The 15,103-nt window shown below is 73.7% G+C and carries 13 protein-coding genes; 9 read left to right on the forward strand and 4 right to left on the reverse strand.

Features of this window, described 5'->3' with window-relative positions; all coding sequences use genetic code 11:
- Positions 1-217: 217 nt before the first annotated feature.
- Together ACH4K1_RS19945 and ACH4K1_RS19950 are read left to right on the forward strand one after the other, a co-directional pair.
- Positions 218-1,495 carry an ABC transporter substrate-binding protein gene (locus ACH4K1_RS19945; RefSeq protein WP_398090613.1) on the forward strand — a complete coding sequence of 426 codons (1,278 nt, stop codon included), beginning with the start codon at positions 218-220 and terminating at the stop codon, positions 1,493-1,495.
- Positions 1,496-1,552: 57 nt separating this feature from the next.
- The gene (locus ACH4K1_RS19950; RefSeq protein WP_398090614.1) at positions 1,553-1,870 is read left to right on the forward strand and encodes a DUF3263 domain-containing protein; all 318 of its coding nucleotides are present in this window, start codon (positions 1,553-1,555) and stop codon (positions 1,868-1,870) included.
- 102 nt (positions 1,871-1,972) lie between these two features.
- Here ACH4K1_RS19950 and ACH4K1_RS19955 read toward each other — a convergent pair whose 3' ends face one another.
- Entirely contained in the window at positions 1,973-2,653 is a 681-nt protein-coding gene (locus ACH4K1_RS19955) for a phosphotransferase (RefSeq protein WP_398090615.1), read from the reverse strand.
- Positions 2,654-2,940: 287 nt separating this feature from the next.
- Between ACH4K1_RS19955 and ACH4K1_RS19960 the strand changes: the two genes are divergently transcribed.
- The gene (locus ACH4K1_RS19960; protein ID WP_398090616.1) at positions 2,941-4,314 is read left to right on the forward strand and encodes an alpha-lytic protease prodomain-containing protein; all 1,374 of its coding nucleotides are present in this window, start codon (positions 2,941-2,943) and stop codon (positions 4,312-4,314) included.
- Between the two features lie 193 nt (positions 4,315-4,507).
- Positions 4,508-5,380, forward strand: a complete 873-nt coding sequence (locus ACH4K1_RS19965; protein WP_398090617.1) for a carbohydrate-binding protein — start codon at positions 4,508-4,510, stop codon at positions 5,378-5,380.
- 106 nt (positions 5,381-5,486) lie between these two features.
- Here ACH4K1_RS19965 and ACH4K1_RS19970 read toward each other — a convergent pair whose 3' ends face one another.
- Positions 5,487-7,181 (reverse strand): bifunctional 3'-5' exonuclease/DNA polymerase, encoded by a 1,695-nt coding sequence (locus ACH4K1_RS19970; RefSeq protein ID WP_398090618.1) that lies wholly within the window; start codon positions 7,179-7,181, stop codon positions 5,487-5,489.
- A gap of 162 nt (positions 7,182-7,343) precedes the next feature.
- Between ACH4K1_RS19970 and ACH4K1_RS19975 the strand changes: the two genes are divergently transcribed.
- A complete protein-coding gene (locus ACH4K1_RS19975) occupies positions 7,344-8,537 on the forward strand; it encodes a DUF2786 domain-containing protein (protein ID WP_398090619.1) in 1,194 nt (397 codons plus the stop codon).
- 36 nt (positions 8,538-8,573) lie between these two features.
- Positions 8,574-10,700: an FUSC family protein gene (locus ACH4K1_RS19980; RefSeq protein WP_398090620.1), complete on the forward strand. Its 2,127-nt coding sequence runs from the start codon at positions 8,574-8,576 to the stop codon at positions 10,698-10,700.
- Between the two features lie 76 nt (positions 10,701-10,776).
- On the opposite strand, the gene ACH4K1_RS19985 is transcribed toward ACH4K1_RS19980, so the two are convergent.
- Entirely contained in the window at positions 10,777-11,292 is a 516-nt protein-coding gene (locus ACH4K1_RS19985) for a hypothetical protein (protein WP_398090621.1), read from the reverse strand.
- Between the two features lie 254 nt (positions 11,293-11,546).
- Here ACH4K1_RS19985 and ACH4K1_RS19990 point away from each other — a divergent pair, with 254 nt between their 5' ends.
- Positions 11,547-11,789, forward strand: a complete 243-nt coding sequence (locus ACH4K1_RS19990; RefSeq protein ID WP_030114590.1) for a DUF397 domain-containing protein — start codon at positions 11,547-11,549, stop codon at positions 11,787-11,789.
- Between the two features lie 36 nt (positions 11,790-11,825).
- Here ACH4K1_RS19990 and ACH4K1_RS19995 read toward each other — a convergent pair whose 3' ends face one another.
- Complete coding sequence (locus ACH4K1_RS19995; protein WP_073771154.1) at positions 11,826-12,332, reverse strand: ATP-binding protein; 507 nt, start codon at positions 12,330-12,332, stop codon at positions 11,826-11,828.
- A 359-nt stretch (positions 12,333-12,691) separates the two neighbouring features.
- On the opposite strand from ACH4K1_RS19995, the gene ACH4K1_RS20000 reads away from it, so the two are divergent.
- Both ACH4K1_RS20000 and ACH4K1_RS20005 read left to right on the forward strand, forming a co-directional pair.
- The gene (locus tag ACH4K1_RS20000) at positions 12,692-13,555 is read left to right on the forward strand and encodes a helix-turn-helix transcriptional regulator (RefSeq protein ID WP_228993047.1); all 864 of its coding nucleotides are present in this window, start codon (positions 12,692-12,694) and stop codon (positions 13,553-13,555) included.
- Between the two features lie 58 nt (positions 13,556-13,613).
- Positions 13,614-15,071, forward strand: coding sequence for an aldehyde dehydrogenase family protein (locus ACH4K1_RS20005; RefSeq protein ID WP_398090622.1), 1,458 nt, complete (start codon positions 13,614-13,616; stop codon positions 15,069-15,071).
- The last annotated feature ends 32 nt before the right edge of the window (positions 15,072-15,103 follow it).

Raw genomic sequence — 15,103 nt, forward strand, 5'->3', positions numbered from 1 at the left:
GAGGCCCCCGACTTCCAGTGCGCGCACGCCAGTTGTGGCCTCCATGGCCTGTTTACGTTGCCGAAGCGATACTCCGGTGGTGTAGACCGCCGCGTCGGCGATGGGGGAAAATCGCAGTTCATCCGGACGGTTCGCGGCAGGGAAGCTCCGCCGCGGCCCAGCAGGGGCCGTCGGCCGACGGCGTGCGCTCCGTCCGTGAGCAAGACGATCAACGAGGATGGGCGAGGCTGTGCAGCGGCGCTATACGGGTCTGACCGCGGCGGTGGCCGCGCTGGGAATGACAGCGGTCCTGGCGGGCTGCGGCGGTGAGGGCGGATCGAGCGACGTCACGCTCAAACTGGTCGCCGCCGACTACGGGACCACCCCGGAGAACAGCTCCGAGAAGTACTGGAGCGGGGTCGCGGCGGGCTTCGAGAAGAAGAACCCCGGCATCAAGGTCGAGGTCACCGTCCTGCACTGGAAGGACGTCGACCGCGAGGTCGCCGCGATGGTCAAGGCCGGGAACGCCCCGGACATCGCCCAGATCGGCGCGTACGCGGACTACGCCAAGGCGGGCAAGCTCTACTCCGCCGACGAGACGCTCGCGATCCGCACCACGGCCAACTTCCTCCCGTCGCTCGCCGAGGCGGGCAAGATCGACGGCGTCCAGTACGGCCTGCCCTTCGTCGCCAGCACCCGGCTGCTCTTCTACAACAAGAAGCTCTTCGGCCAGGCCGGCCTGGACGCCCCCGAGACGTGGGACGACATCCGGAGCGACGCCACCGCGCTCAAGGCGAAGGGCGTCGACTACCCCTTCGCCCTGCCGCTCGGCGAGGAGGAGGCCCAGTCCGAGACCCTGATGTGGCTGCTCAGCGGGGGCGGCGGCTACACGGACGACGTCGGCGCGTACGACATCGACTCGGGCGAGAACGTCGCCACGTTCCGCTGGCTGCGGGACAACCTCGTCGGCAAGGGCCTCACCGGCCCGGTCGCGCCGGGCAAGCTGGACCGGGCGAAGGCGTTCAAGGCGTTCACCGGCGGCAAGGTCGGCATGCTCAACGGCCACCCCACACTGATGGACGAGGCCGAGGCCAAGGGCATCGATGTCGGCATGGTGCCGCTGCCCGGCTTCGACGGCCCGACCAAGGGCTCCATGGGCGTCGCCGACTGGATGATGGGCTTCAAGGAGAACGGCAACCGGCAGGCGATCGGCAAGTTCTTCGACTTCGCCTACTCCGACGAGAACGTGCTGGAGTTCGCCGACGAGTACGACCTGCTCCCGGTCACCGGCAGCGCCTCCGCCGCCATGGAGGCCGACAACAAGCACAAGAAGCTGCGCCCGTTCCTCGCCGCGCTGCCCAACTCGACGCTCACCCCCTACGGCAAGACGTCGTGGGCCACCGTCAGCGAGACGATCAAGAAGAAGATCGGCGGCGCGGTCGCACCCGGCAGCAACCCCGAGAGCGTCCTCGGAGCGATAGCCGTCGAGGCGGCCCAGGCGGAGGCCGCGGAGTAGCCCGCCCGGCCCAGGAAGACGGGAGGGGTGTCGGGGGCGGGCGTTAGGTTGGTTGATATGACCGCCCCCGACCCCGAACCCCGCGAGCCCCCGGACCCCGACGCCGCCCCGGCGGCCGGTCCCGGGCCGGGCGGGGACGCGCTCGGCGGCGGTGCCCTGCCCGCGGGGGACCGGGCGCTGCTGGCCCTGGAGCGGCGGTCCTGGGCGGGGCCCGGCGCCAAGGAGCGGGCGATCCGCGAGGAGCTGGGCATCTCGCCGGTCCGCTACTACCAGCAGCTCAACGCGCTGCTCGACGACGAACGGGCGCTGCGGGAGGACCCGGTGACGGTGAACCGGCTGCGGCGGGTCCGGGACGCGAGGCGCGGCCGGCGCTGAGGACGGCCTGCCGGGGCCCGGACACCGTCGCGCACGGCGCTGAGGACGGCCCGTCGGGCCCGAAGGCCGTCGCGTGCGGCCCGGAGCGGCGGGGAGGGGCCGCTACGGCGTGCAGCCGACCACCAGCTCCACCGCCCGGCCCAGCCCGGAGCGCTCCTCGTCCGTGAGGTGCGGGTCCGCCTCCTGCCGGCTGCGGGCCAGGGCCAGATCGGCGGGCGACGCGCCCCCGTCCCCCGCCAGCTCCGCCAGGAGGGCCTTCAGCAGCGGCCGTACGTCCGCCCCGCCCGGGAGCGCCGGGCCGAGCCCGGTCCGGGCCAGGGCCAGGGCCGACATCGCCCGGTCGAGACCGGGCGGGCCCTCCGCCGCGGTGGACCAGTCGACGACCACCGCGCCCGCCTCCGTCAGCACCACGTTCTCCGGGTGCAGGCCCAGGTGGAGCACGCAGTCCTCCGGGTCCGCCGAGACCCGGGGCGGTATCGCGTGCAGTTCGCGCAGCAGCCGGGCGAGCAGCGCCGCCGCCTCGGCCGCCCCCACCCGGCCCGCCAGCAGGGCCTCGGCCAGGGTCGGACCGGTCAGCCGCTGGAGCACCAGGTCCGTGGGACGGGCCCCTTCACCGGGCGGCCCGATGCGCGGTACGGGGAACCCGAAGGCGCCGACGTACGCCATCACGGTCAACTCCTCCGTGCTGGCGGTGCGGTCCCGGTAGCGGCGAAGGACCCAGGAGCCGTCGAGTGCGTATACGTCCGCGGTGCGTCCCGAGCCCAGAAGTCGGCCTGTGTGCATGAGGGCGAACCTACCCGGGCGCTCCGCCGAACGGGAGACGGCTTCCCTCCGCGCGTGACCGGGCCCCGGAATCGGCCGTGCGCCCCTCGGCGCCCTGACGGCGGGCGCGCGCCGCGCGGCCCCGGCGCGGGGGCCGGAAGCCTGCCCCGCACGGCCCCATAACGCCGGGGGAGGGGGGTGAACGGGATCTCCTGCGCCGGGGGCCGCCGCCGCTACGGTTTCGGCAATTCCCTGGTCCGGACCAACCCCCGCCGGATCCGGACACCCCCTGAACCAAGGAGAGTCACGTGGAGAGAACCACGCTCCGCAGACGCGCCCTCGTCGCCGGCACCGCCACGGTGGCCGTGGGCGCGCTCGCCCTCGCCGGGCTGACCGGCGTGGCGTCGGCCGGCCCCGCGGGCACCACCGCCCCGCCGGTCTCCGCCGACAGCCTGTCACCCGGGCTGCTGGCCGCCATGGAGCGGGACCTCGGCCTCGACGCGGACGACGCCCGGAGCCGGATAGCCGCCGAGCACCGTGCCGCGACCGTCGCCGCCGGGCTGGAGAAGTCCCTCGGCGCCAGCTTCGCCGGAGCCCGGGTCAGCGGTGAGAAGGCGGTGCTGACCGTCTCCACCACCGATGCCTCCGAGGCCGACCGCATCACCGGCGCCGGAGCGCGCGCCGAGGTCGTCGGCCACAGCCTGGACCGGCTCGAAGGCGTCAAGGACGCCCTCGACCGGGCGGCGCTCCGCACGGCGCCGAAGGACGTGCCCGTCTGGTACGTCGACGTCGCGGCCAACCGGGTCGTCGTGAACGCCGCCAGCACCACCGCCGGACAGGCGTTCCTCAAGGCGGCCGGGGTCGACGGCGGCCTCGTCACCGTCGCCAGGTCCGCCGAGAAGCCCCGCGCCCTCGCCGACATCCGCGGCGGCGACGCGTACTACATGAACGGCTCGGGCCGCTGTTCCGTCGGCTTCTCGGTGACGCGCGGCACCCAGAACGGCTTCGCCACCGCCGGCCACTGCGGCCGCGTCGGCACGACCACCACCGGCGTCAACCAGCAGGCCCAGGGCAGCTTCCAGGGCTCGACGTTCCCGGGCCGGGACATCGCCTGGGTCGCCACCAACGCCAACTGGACGCCGCGTCCGCTGGTGAACGGCTACGGGCGGGGCGACGTCACCGTCGCCGGCTCCACCGCCGCCGTCGTCGGCGCCTCGGTCTGCCGCTCCGGCTCCACCACGGGCTGGCACTGCGGCACCATCCAGCAGCTGAACACCAGCGTCACCTACCCGGAGGGCACCATCTCCGGGGTCACCCGCACCAGCGTCTGCGCCGAACCGGGCGACTCCGGCGGCTCGTACATCTCCGGCAGCCAGGCGCAGGGCGTCACCTCCGGCGGTTCGGGCAACTGCTCCTCCGGCGGCACGACGTACTTCCAGCCCATCAACCCGCTGCTCCAGGCGTACGGGCTGACCCTGGTCACCAGCGGCGGCGGCACGCCGACGGACCCGCCCACCGACCCGCCCACCGACCCGCCGGGCGGCACCTGGGCGGCCGGCACCGCGTACGCCGCCGGAGCCACGGTGACGTACGGAGGCGCGACCTACCGCTGCCTCCAGGCGCACACGGCGCAGCCCGGCTGGACGCCGGACGTCGTTCCCGCGCTCTGGCAGCGGGTCTGACCGGCCGGAACGGCACGACCGGGACCGGCGCCGACCGGGACCGGCACCGGTACCGGCCGGGCCCGGACCGGGACCTACCGGGGAGCGGCACCGGCCGCGGCCGGCACGACCCGCCCCCGGACAGCACCTCCTGAACCTCTCCGCCTCCCGCCTCCCCGCGCCGAGGCCCCCCGAGGACTCCGAGGAAACCGTCATGACCCCACGCAGGGACAACCCCACCCCCCACGACCCGGGCGCCTCCGACGAGGCGTCGGGAGACCGGCGGCAGATCAGCCGCAAGGGTCTCCTCAAGGCCGCGCTCGTCGCGAGCGCCGCCCCCCTCCTCGCCGGAGGAGGCGTCGCGCTCGCGCGGGACGCCGCCTCCACCGGAAACGGGCCCCTGGCCCTCACCCCGGAGTGCGACGACGGCGACGATCCGACGCCGCCGCAGATGGAGGGGCCGTACTTCAAGCCCAACTCGCCCCGCCGCACCAGCCTGGTGACCCCGAGCACCCCCGGCGTACCGCTCACCGTGAGCGGCTACGTCTTCGGCCGGGCCTGCCGGCCCATCTCCGGGGCCCTGCTCGACTTCTGGCAGGCGGACACGAACGGGGCCTACGACATGGCCCGGTTCAACTTCCGGGGCCACCAACTCACCGGTGCGGACGGCTCGTTCACCCTCACCACCATCGTGCCGGGCCTCTACCCGGGCCGGACGCGCCACATCCACGTGAAGGCGCAGGCGCCCGGCGGACGCATCCTCACCACGCAGCTGTACTTCCCGAACGAGCCGCGCAACAACACCGACGCGCTGTTCGACCCGAGGCTGCTGATGAACGTCCGCAACGTCGGCAACGGACGCCAGGGCTCCTTCGACTTCGTCCTGGACGTCGCCCAGACGCCGGGGCCGACCGATCCGCCCACCGACCCACCCACCGAGCCGGGGACCAGCTGGGCCGCCGGCACCTCCTACCGCGCGGGCGACCGCGTGACCTACGGCGGGGTCGCCTACCGCTGTCTGCAGGCGCACCAGGCCGTCTCGGGCTGGGAGCCGCCCAACGTCCCCGCGTTGTGGGAACGCGGGTAGACGGGAGAGACAGCGAGCGCACCACCGCCCGCGCCCCGTTCACGCCGTCCGGCGCGTGGACGGGGCGCTTCCCGTGTGCTCCCGAGCGCACCGGGCGGACGCCTGTTCACTTCGCGTCGGCGTACCGCTCCACCACCGCCGTCGTGAAGGGGAACCGCACCGGTGTCCGCCCGAAGGCGGTCCGCCCGGCCAGCTCCCCCGCCGCGCGGATCGCCTCGACGACGGCGGGGCTCTCCTCGGCCGGGCAGTGCACGATCACCTCGTCGTGCTGGAAGAACACCAACCGGGCCCGCAGCCCCTGCTCGTGGAGCGACCGGCGCAGGGCGGCCAGGAGCAGCAGCGCCCAGTCGGCCGCACTGCCCTGCACCACGAAGTTACGGGTGAAGCGCCCCCGCGCCCGTGCCGTACCGCCCGCCGGCCCGGCCCCGCGGCCCCCGGCGTCCCCGGAGCCCCCGGGCTCCTCCTGGGGGATGCCCGCCTCCTCGTCCTGGCCCGGCGAGACGACCGGCGGGCTGGTGCGGCCCAGCCAGGTCCGCACGGTGCGCCCCTCCTCGCCCGCCCGCGCCGCGTCGTCCACGTACGCGACGGCCAGCGGGAAGCGGCGGCGCAGCGCGGCCAGGTTCTTCAGCCCGTCCCCGGAGGTCTGGCCGTAGACCGCCCCGAGCAGCGCGAGCTTGGCCTGCTGCCGGTCGCCGGAGAACGCCCGGTCGGAGAGGGCCTTGTAGAGGTCGCCGTCATGACCGGCCACCTCCATCAGCCCCGGGTCGCGGGAGATCGCCGCCAGCACCCGGGGCTCCATCTGGTCGGCGTCGGCGACGACGAGCCGCCACCCCTCGTCCGCGACGACGGCCTGCCGGATCACCTTGGGGATCTGGAGGGCCCCGCCGCCGTTGGTCGTCCAGCGGCCGCTGACCGTGCCGCCCGGCTGGTACTCCGGGCGGAACCGGCCGTCGCGCACCCAGTCCTGGAGCCAGGACCAGCCGTGCGCGGTCCAGATCCGGTACAGCTTCTTGTACGCGATCAGCGGCTCGACCGCCGGATGGTCCAGCTCCGCCAGCTCCCACCGGCGGGTCGACTTCACCGCCACCCCGGCCTGCGCGAACGCCTTCACCACGTCGGCGGGCAGGTCGGGGCGGACCCTCCTGCCGAAGGCCGCCGAGACCTCGTCCGCCAGCTCCGCCAGCCTGCGGGGCTCGCCGCCGCCCGCGTACCGCTCGCCCAGCAGCCCGTCCAGCACCTCCCGGTGCACGTCGGCGCGCCACGGCAGCCCGGCGCGGTGCATCTCGGCGGCCACCAGCATGCCCGCCGACTCCGACGCGGTCAGCAGCCGCATCCGGTCCGGGTGCTCCGCCGCGTCGTGCCGGCGCACCTGGTCCGCGTAGACCCGCAGAAGCCCGTCGAACGGCACCCCGGCCCCCGGCGGAGGCTCGAAGAGGGAGGACTGCGCGCCCGGTTCGGCGGACCGCGCGGGCGGGTCCGGCGGTACCGGCGCGTCGTCCAGCCGAGCCAGCGCGGCGGCGGCGGACCGGGGCTCGCCGAGCCGCCCGGCGTGCCCGAGCAGCAGCAGCTCGGCGCACTCGACGTCGTAGCACCGCTCGACCCGGACCCCGGCGGCCAGCAGCCGGGGGTAGATCTCGGCGGTCGAGCGCCACACCCACCGCACCACCTCGGGGCGGGAGCGCACCGCCTCGACCAGGTCGGGCTCGGCGACGACGGGGCCGGCGGGCGTGCCGTCCCGCGCCAGCGGCGCGAGCAGCGCCCCGCCCCCGTCGACGGCCGCCACCGCCCACCGTTCGGTCATGGGTGCGAGTCTGGCACCCCCCACTGACAACGCCCCGCGCCCGACACCCCGCGCCCGACACCCCGCGCCCGACACCCCGCGCCCACCGCCCCGCGCCCGACGCTCCCGCGATCCGGTGGTGCGGCCCGACGGCGGGTCCGGCCGCCGCCTACCCTTGGCCGGATGGAATCCGTGACCGACCGGGCCTGCGCGGCGGCCCTCTACACGGAGGGCGACGCCGCCCTCGACACCGGAGCGTCCCTGCTGGCCGCCGCCCCCGACGCCGACGCGGAGGCGCACCGGCGCGGCGAGGAGTTCGTCCGCCGGGCGTGGGAGCGCGGCTGGCACCCCGCCGATCTGGTCCGGTACGTCCGCCGCGAGCTGGACGAGCGGCGGGCCGCCCTGGCCGCGACCCTGATCGCCGCCGAGACCGCCCGGTACGCGGAGCTGCCGCCCCGCTGGCGCCGGCAGCTCGCCGAGCTCCCGGCGCCCGTACCGCGCAACCGGCCCGACCGGTTCGGTTACGCCGCCGACCTGCTGGAGCTGTACCGGGTGCTGCTGAGGCTGCCCGCCGTCGAGCCCGTGGGCCCCCTCCCCGGCGCCGCCGCCGACCACCTGCACCGGCCGCCCGCCGCCGACGAGCCCCGCATGCTCACCCGCATCCGGGCCCTGCTGGCGAAGGCGGAGGCGACCGGCTTCCCGGAGGAGGCCGAGGCGCTGACCACCAAGGCGCAGGAGCTGATGGCCCGCCACACCATCGACGAGGCCCTGCTCGCCGCCCGGACGCAGAGCCGTGAGACGCCGGGCGCCTGCCGGATCGGGGTGGAGCCCCCGTACGAGAGCGCCAAGGCGGTCCTGCTCGACGCCGTCGCCTCCGCCAACCGCTGCCGGGCCGTGTGGAACGACGACCTCGGCTTCTCCACGGTCGTCGGCTTCGAACCGGACCTGGAGGCCGTCGAGCTGCTGTTCACCTCCCTCCTGGTCCAGGGGACGACCGCGATGACCCGGGCGGAGGCCGGCCAGCGCGCCGCGGGCCGCAAACGGACCAAGACCTTCCGGCAGGCGTTCTGGATGGGGTACGCGCAACGGCTCGGCGGACGGCTGGCCGCCGACGCCGAACGGATCACGGCACAGGCGGACACCGGCGCGGACGGGAGCGGCGGGGACGGCGGCGGGCTGCTCCCCGTCCTCGCCGCGCGGGACGTCGCGGTCTCCGACACCGCCGAGCGGATGTTCCCGAGGACCACGACCACCCGGCTGCGCGGGGTCTCGGACCTGGACGGCTGGACCCATGGCACCGAGGCCGCCGACCGGGCCCGCACGGGCGGCTCCGGCGGCGGCCCATCCGGCGGACGGGACGGCGAGATCATGGCGTAAGGCCGACTTGTCGCATTTTGCGGTTAGGCTCGGCCCATGAGCTGGCTCCGGGCGCTGAAGGAGACCGCCCGCTCGGGGCTGGAGATCGAGCGGCAGAGGCTGGAACCCCTCATCGCCTTGCGCGGTGCGGCCGGTCTGGCCCTCGTCGTCGGCACCACCCTCCTGCTGTTCGGTCCGGAGATCGCGGCCAGCTCCGCGTTCGGCGCGTTCCAGGCCGCCATCGCCACCTTCCAGCGCAGCTGGCGGCCGCGCCCCGTCCTCGCCCTGGTCTCCGGTGCGAGCCTCGCCGTCTCGACGTTCGTCGGCTACGTCAGCGGGGCGCACATCGTGCTCTTCCTCTGCCTGCTCGGCGTCTGGACCTTCCTCGCCGGCCTCGCCTGGGCGGCGGGCCCCACGGGCGGCATCATCGCCGCGTCCAACGTGGCGATCATGCTGGTGACGATCACCCTGCCCACCTCGGTCGTGGACGCGGCGGCCCACGCGGGGATGATCGCGGTCGGCGGGGTGGTGCAGGCGGCGCTCATCGTCCTCTTCCCGATCCGCAGGTGGGGTGCGCAGCGCGACGCGCTCGCCGACGCCCTGGCCGCCGAGGCCGACTACGCCCGCAGGCTGCGCCACGACCCGGTCGCCCCCTTCGACCCGCTGCCCCTGATGACGGCCCGCAGCGCCGCCGCCGTCACCCCGCGCCAGGCCCGCCGCCGCCCCGCCGAACTGCACGGGGCCCGGGGCGTCGCCGAACGGCTGCGCCCGGTGCTCGCCTCGCTCGCGGACCCGGCGATGGGGGTGCCCGGCGACGGCCTGGAGCGGCTGTGGGTGAACGAGCTGCTGGGCGCGGCCGGATCGGTCCTGGACGCCGCCGCCCGGGCCGTCCGGACCGGCGAACCGGTCCACCTCTCCGCCACCGACCTGGGCGTGCTGAAGACCCCGGACAACGACGTGATCCTCGTCGGACCCGCCCGCCGCGCCGCCGACCGGCTCGCCGCCCTGCTCGACGACGTCCTGGAGATCGCGGAGGGCACCGGCACCGACAGCGGCATCCCCACCGACCTGGCCCCCGACACCCGGCAGCGCCCCACCCTGCTGAAGCTGGTGCCGGTGGTACTGGTCTCCATGCGCCGCGAGCTGCACCACGGCTCGCCGATCCTGCGGCACGCGATCCGGATCGCGGTGGTCGCCGTCTCCGGGTACTTCGTCGGCGGGGCCGTCCCCCTCGGCCACGGATACTGGGCCCCGATGACCGCCGTGATGGTGATGCGGCCCGAGTTCTCGCAGACGTACTCCCGTGCCGCCGGACGGTTCGGCGGCACCCTGATCGGGGTCGGGCTCGCCACCGCGATCGTGCAGACGGCGCATCCCGGCGCCCGGCTCTCCGCACTCCTCGCCGTCGTCTGCGCCGGGCTGATGTACCTGCTGATGCGCACCGGCTACGCGGTCGGCCAGGTCTGCGTCTCCGCCTACGTCGTCTTCCTGCTCGGCATGGCCGGGGGCGACTGGTCCCAGACCGTCACCGAACGGATCGTGCTGACGCTGGTCGGCGGACTCCTCGCGATGGTCTCGTACGCCGTCTACCCGGCCTGGGAGACCCCGCGGCTGCGCGACCGGCTGGCCGAGTGGCTGGTGGCGGACGGGCGGTACGCGGCTGCGGTCGTCGACCGGTACGCGGACCCCGCCGCCCGGGACGCCGAGGACGTGCGGGACGCCCTGCTCGCCACCCGGGAGGCCCGCGTGGCGTGGCAGGAGGCGCTGGCGACCGCCCAGCACGAACCCGTACGCCACCGGGGCATCTCCCGGGCCGCCGCCACCGACGCCCAGCACGCGCTGGCGCAGCTCGGCCGGTCCACGATGGTCCTGGAGGCCCACCTCCCGACCCGGTCGGCCGACCCCGTCCCGGGCGCGGCCCAGTTGGCGGAGGCGCTGCGCGGGGCGACGGAGAAGGCCGCCAAGGCGGTACGGGAGCGGCGGCTGCCCGACTGGCAGCCGGTGGTGGAGGCGGTGGCCCACTGGGACATGCCCACGCCGACCGAGGACGGCACGACCCCCATGGGCGACCCGGTGGTGCGCTGGGGCGCGGCGCTGCTGCTGGAGGCGCTGGAGGAGTTCACCCGCGCCCTGGACGAGCGCGGCGGCTCCACCCGCGTCAGCAGCACCCTCGCCCCGGACTGAACGCGCGGTGAGGGCGCCGCGAGGGGACGGGCCTCACGGCGCGGGGCCCGGGATCGCGCGGGGCCCGGGGGCGGCCCTACGGCGCGGGGATCTCCGGCAGACCCGACACGTCGGGGAGCGAGGGCATACCGCTCGGCAGCTTGCCCGCCTCGGCCTTGGTGAGGGCGTCCTTCGCGCCCCCGTCCCACGAGACGACCAGCTTCTCGGCGTCCACCGACTCGATCGCGCCCATCGTGCGGTCGGTCCCGCCGCCCGTGCACTTCAGCGCGAGCATCGGCTCGCCGTCCATCTCCTTCACGTCGCCCTGGCACACGGACCGGTCGGCGACGAGGGCGACCTTGCCGGAGGCGATGGAGACGGTGACGTTCTTGCCCTCCGTCAGCCCCACCCAGGTGCCCTCCAGTGCGGCGGCGTCCACGGCCCCGCCCGAGTCCCCCTGGCCGTCCCCGGCGCCCGGGGCCGCGCTCGCCGAGGCACCCGCCCCGGAGCCCTTCGCCCGGTCGCCGTCGCCGTCACTGCCGCATGCGGTCAGCGCGCACGAGGCGGCCAGAGCGGTGATCACGATGGCGCCCGTGCGTAGAGACCTGGTCACGTGGAGTTCCCCCTCGGTGTTTTCCGAACGAAAGACCGCGCCACGTTACCAAGGCTCGTACCGGTCAACTCCGGTGAACGGGAGCGAAATAGGCGTGCCGTTCGTCTCTCTTCCCGGAGGGCGGCGACGTGACGGAAAGTATGTAATCGAAACAACACCGGTGGTGCACGTGCATCTGCTCATGCATTGGCATATGAACAGAGCTATGATCCGAGCTAGTTGACACCTGCACCTTGAATCTCGGGGAGCGTCCTGTGCACGACGTGTACAACGGCATGGCGGCCACAGAGCTTCGCGGAGTCGTCTGGCAGAAGAGCAGGCACAGCAACTCCCAGGGTTCGTGCGTGGAGTTCGCACGGCTGCCCGGCGGGGATGTGGCGATGCGGAACTCCCGTCACCCCGACGGGCCCGCCCTCGTCTACACCCCGGCGGAGATCGAAGCGCTGCTGCTGGGCGTCAAGGACGGTGAGTTCGACCACCTCGCCGCCGGCGCCTGACGCCCGGCCCGGCCCGCGAGGGGCCGGGCCGGGGATTCACGGCGCCGGTTCCGTGTTTTCCGGAAGCCGGAAAAGAGCCCAGACCACTTTGCCGTACAGCGGCCCCGAAGGCAGTTCCCCGAACGGCACGGGGGACCGGTACCAGCCCCAGCTGTCGCTGACGCATTCCACCAGGAACAGCCCGCGGCCCGATTCGGCCGAATCCGCGGCCTCGCCCGCCACCGGGCTCACCTGGCTGGGGTCGCGCACCGCGCACACCAGCCGCGAGGCCCACCGCATCAGGTGCAGCCGCACCGGCGGGTCCGTGAACTCCTGGGACGATTCGCCGGGCAGCGCGTGGCGCAGGGCGTTGGTGACGAGTTCGGAGACCACCAGGGCGACGTCGTCGAAACGGTCCCCCAGCTCCCACCGCTCCAGGGTCGACCGGGTGAACTTCCGTGCGCCGCCGACCGCTTCGTAACGCGCGGGCAGAGCGCAGGACGCCGATCCGGCAACCCCCGAGGGGTCGGTGGGGGGAAGCCCCTGCCGTAACGGCTCGAGCATCGTCGATCCATTCGTCCCCATACGAGGCACTCCCGGGATTCGCGGCTGTAGCGGCACTGCCTGTAGCGGTACTGCGGGGGGTACAGCGGCACAACACGAGCACGCAGGTGCGCGATCGCCATCGTTCCCAATGCGCAGGGCAGATGCAAGGGCAGATGCACGTGCACGCGCCGGACCTGCCCGGTAGCGTGGTGATTGCGGGGCATTTCTTCCCGGGGCCAGTTTTGGAGCTTTCCGGACGTCTTCCCATTTCCGTAACCGAATGAGTACGGGGTGAAGCGTTTTGGTGGCAGAATCCGGCACTCGGGGTTCCGGGGGGCTCCGGGTGCCAGGGGAGAGCGAAGGGGAGGGCCGGACCGGTGTCGGCAGGCGAGTCGAGTGGATCGGTGGTGCGGCGCATCCTTCTGGGCTCTCAGCTCAGGAGGCTGCGGGAATCGCGCGGTATCACCCGTGAGGCGGCCGGCTACTCGATCCGGGCCTCCGAATCGAAGATCAGCCGCATGGAGTTGGGACGGGTGAGCTTCAAGGCCAGAGACGTCGAAGACCTGCTCACGCTCTACGGAGTCGCGGACGAGGCGGAGCGGGACTCCCTTCTCGGCCTGGCCCGTGAGGCCAACGTGGCGGGCTGGTGGCACAGTTATGGAGACGTGCTGCCCGGCTGGTTCCAGACGTACATCGGCCTGGAGGGCGCGGCCTCCCTCATCCGCATCTTCGAAGTCCAGTTCGTGCACGGCCTGTTGCAGACGGAGGCATACGCCCACGCCGTCGTCTCGCGCGGAATGCGCGGCGCCTCCGCCGCCGAGATCGACCGCCGGGTGGCGCTGCGCCTGGAGCGCCAGAAAGCCCTCGTCTCCGAGCGCGCCCCCGTGTTCCACGCCGTGCTCGACGAGGCCGCCCTGCGCCGCCCGTACGGTGAACGCGAAGTGATGCGCGCCCAGTTGAGGCACCTCATCGATATGTCGGAACGGCCCAACATCACCCTCCAGGTCATGCCCTTCAGCCATGGCGGACATGCCGGGGAGAGCGGTTCGTTCACGATGCTGCGTTTCCCGGAATCCGATCTGTCGGACATCGTCTATCTGGAGCAGCTGACAAGTGCGCTCTATCTGGACAAGGCCGAGGAAGTCGCGCAGTACGAAAAGGCGATGGCCGCTCTCACCGAGGACAGTCCGGGCCCGGACGAGAGCCGGGATCTTCTGCGCGGACTGCTCCAACTGATGTGAAAAATCACTACGATGACGTCACATCAGGAGTCTGCGAACGCCTGCAGTAAGGGATTGCATGTCCTTCTTCCGTGAACTGGCCCACCAGTACATCGACGGCGAGTGGCTGACCGGCAGCGGCTCGTGGGACATCATCGATGTCAATCCCTACAACGGTGAGAAACTCGCCGCCGTCACCGTGGCCACCGCGCTGGAGGTCGACCGCGCCTACCGGGCCGCCGAACGCGCGCAGCGGGAGTGGGCCGCGGTCAACCCCTACGAGCGGCGCGCCGTCCTCGAACGGGCCCTGCGCACCACCCTCGACCGGGCGGACGAGATCGCCGAGGCGATCACCGACGAACTGGGCGGCACCCGGCCCCGGGCCCGGTACGAGATCCGCGGGGCCGCCGAGTTCCTGCGCGAGGCGATCCGCCAGGCGCTGCGGCCCACCGGGCGGCTGCTGCCCGCCGTGGGGGACGGCCGGGAGAACCGGCTCTACCGGCTGCCCGTCGGCGTCGTCGGCATCATCAGCGCCTTCAACTTCCCCTTCCTGGTGGGGATGAAGTCCGTCGCCCCCGCGCTCGCCCTCGGCAACGCGGTCGTCCTGAAACCCCACCGGAACGCACCGGTCGTCGGCGGCGGGCTGATAGCGAGGATCTTCGAGGAGGCGGGGCTGCCGGCCGGGCTGCTCAACGTGGTGATCACCGACAGCGCCGAGATCGGCGACGCGTTCGTCGAGCACCCCGTGCCCAAGGTGATCTCGTTCACCGGCTCCGACCGGGTCGGCCGGCACGTCGCCGCCGCGGCGGCCGCCGGCTTCAAGCGGACCATCCTCGAACTGAGCGGGAACAGCGCCCTGGTGGTGCTGGAGGACGCCGACGTCGCGTACGCGGCCCGGGCCGCCGTCTTCAGCCGCTTCCTGTACCAGGGGCAGGTCAGCATGGCGGCCAACCGGATCCTGGTGGACCGGTCGGTGGCGGCGGAGTTCACCGAGCTGTTCACCGCCGAGGTGGCCGCCCTCAAGGCCGGCGACCCGCGGGATCCGGAGACCCGGATCGGGCCGGTCGTCAACGCCTTCCACGCCGACGCGCTGGACGCCCTGGTGGACCGGGCGGTCGCGGACGGCGCGACCGCTCTCGTACGGGGCCGGACCGTGGGCAACGTGGTCGCCCCGACCGTCCTCACCGACCTCGCGGAGGACTCCCCGCTGCTGACGCAGGAGATCCTCGGCCCGGTGGCCCTGCTGATGACGTTCGAGGGCGAGGAGGAGGCCGTACGGATCGTCAACGAGGGCCCCTACGGGCTCAGCGGCGCGGTGCACACCCGGGACGCGGAGCGCGGGGTGAGGTTCGCGCAGCGGATCGTCAGCGGGATGTTCCACGTCAACGACTCCACCGTGCAGGACGACCCGCTGGTGGCGTTCGGCGGGGAGAAGACGTCCGGGGTGGGGCGGCTGAACGGCGAGGCCGTGGTCGAGGCGTTCACCACGCAGCGGTGGATGTCGATCCAGCACGGCCGCTCGATCTTCCCGTTCTGACCCGGTCGCCCCGCTTCCCGTACGCGCCACCC

The sequence above is a fragment of the Streptomyces sp. NPDC017448 genome, from assembly GCF_044330565.1.
Taxonomy (GTDB): domain Bacteria; phylum Actinomycetota; class Actinomycetes; order Streptomycetales; family Streptomycetaceae; genus Streptomyces.

Bases quoted from the DNA above. Each gene is read 5' to 3' on its own strand.
- ACH4K1_RS19945 (WP_398090613.1), top strand. From the start codon at position 218: ATGGGCGAGGCTGTGCAGCGGCGCTATACGGGTCTGACCGCGGCGGTG.
- ACH4K1_RS19950 (WP_398090614.1), top strand. From the start codon at position 1,553: ATGACCGCCCCCGACCCCGAACCCCGCGAGCCCCCGGACCCCGACGCC.
- ACH4K1_RS19955 (WP_398090615.1), bottom strand. From the start codon at position 2,653: ATGCACACAGGCCGACTTCTGGGCTCGGGACGCACCGCGGACGTATAC.
- ACH4K1_RS19965 (WP_398090617.1), top strand. From the start codon at position 4,508: ATGACCCCACGCAGGGACAACCCCACCCCCCACGACCCGGGCGCCTCC.
- ACH4K1_RS19970 (WP_398090618.1), bottom strand. From the start codon at position 7,181: ATGACCGAACGGTGGGCGGTGGCGGCCGTCGACGGGGGCGGGGCGCTG.
- ACH4K1_RS19975 (WP_398090619.1), top strand. From the start codon at position 7,344: ATGGAATCCGTGACCGACCGGGCCTGCGCGGCGGCCCTCTACACGGAG.
- ACH4K1_RS19980 (WP_398090620.1), top strand. From the start codon at position 8,574: ATGAGCTGGCTCCGGGCGCTGAAGGAGACCGCCCGCTCGGGGCTGGAG.
- ACH4K1_RS19995 (WP_073771154.1), bottom strand. From the start codon at position 12,332: ATGCTCGAGCCGTTACGGCAGGGGCTTCCCCCCACCGACCCCTCGGGG.
- ACH4K1_RS20005 (WP_398090622.1), top strand. From the start codon at position 13,614: ATGTCCTTCTTCCGTGAACTGGCCCACCAGTACATCGACGGCGAGTGG.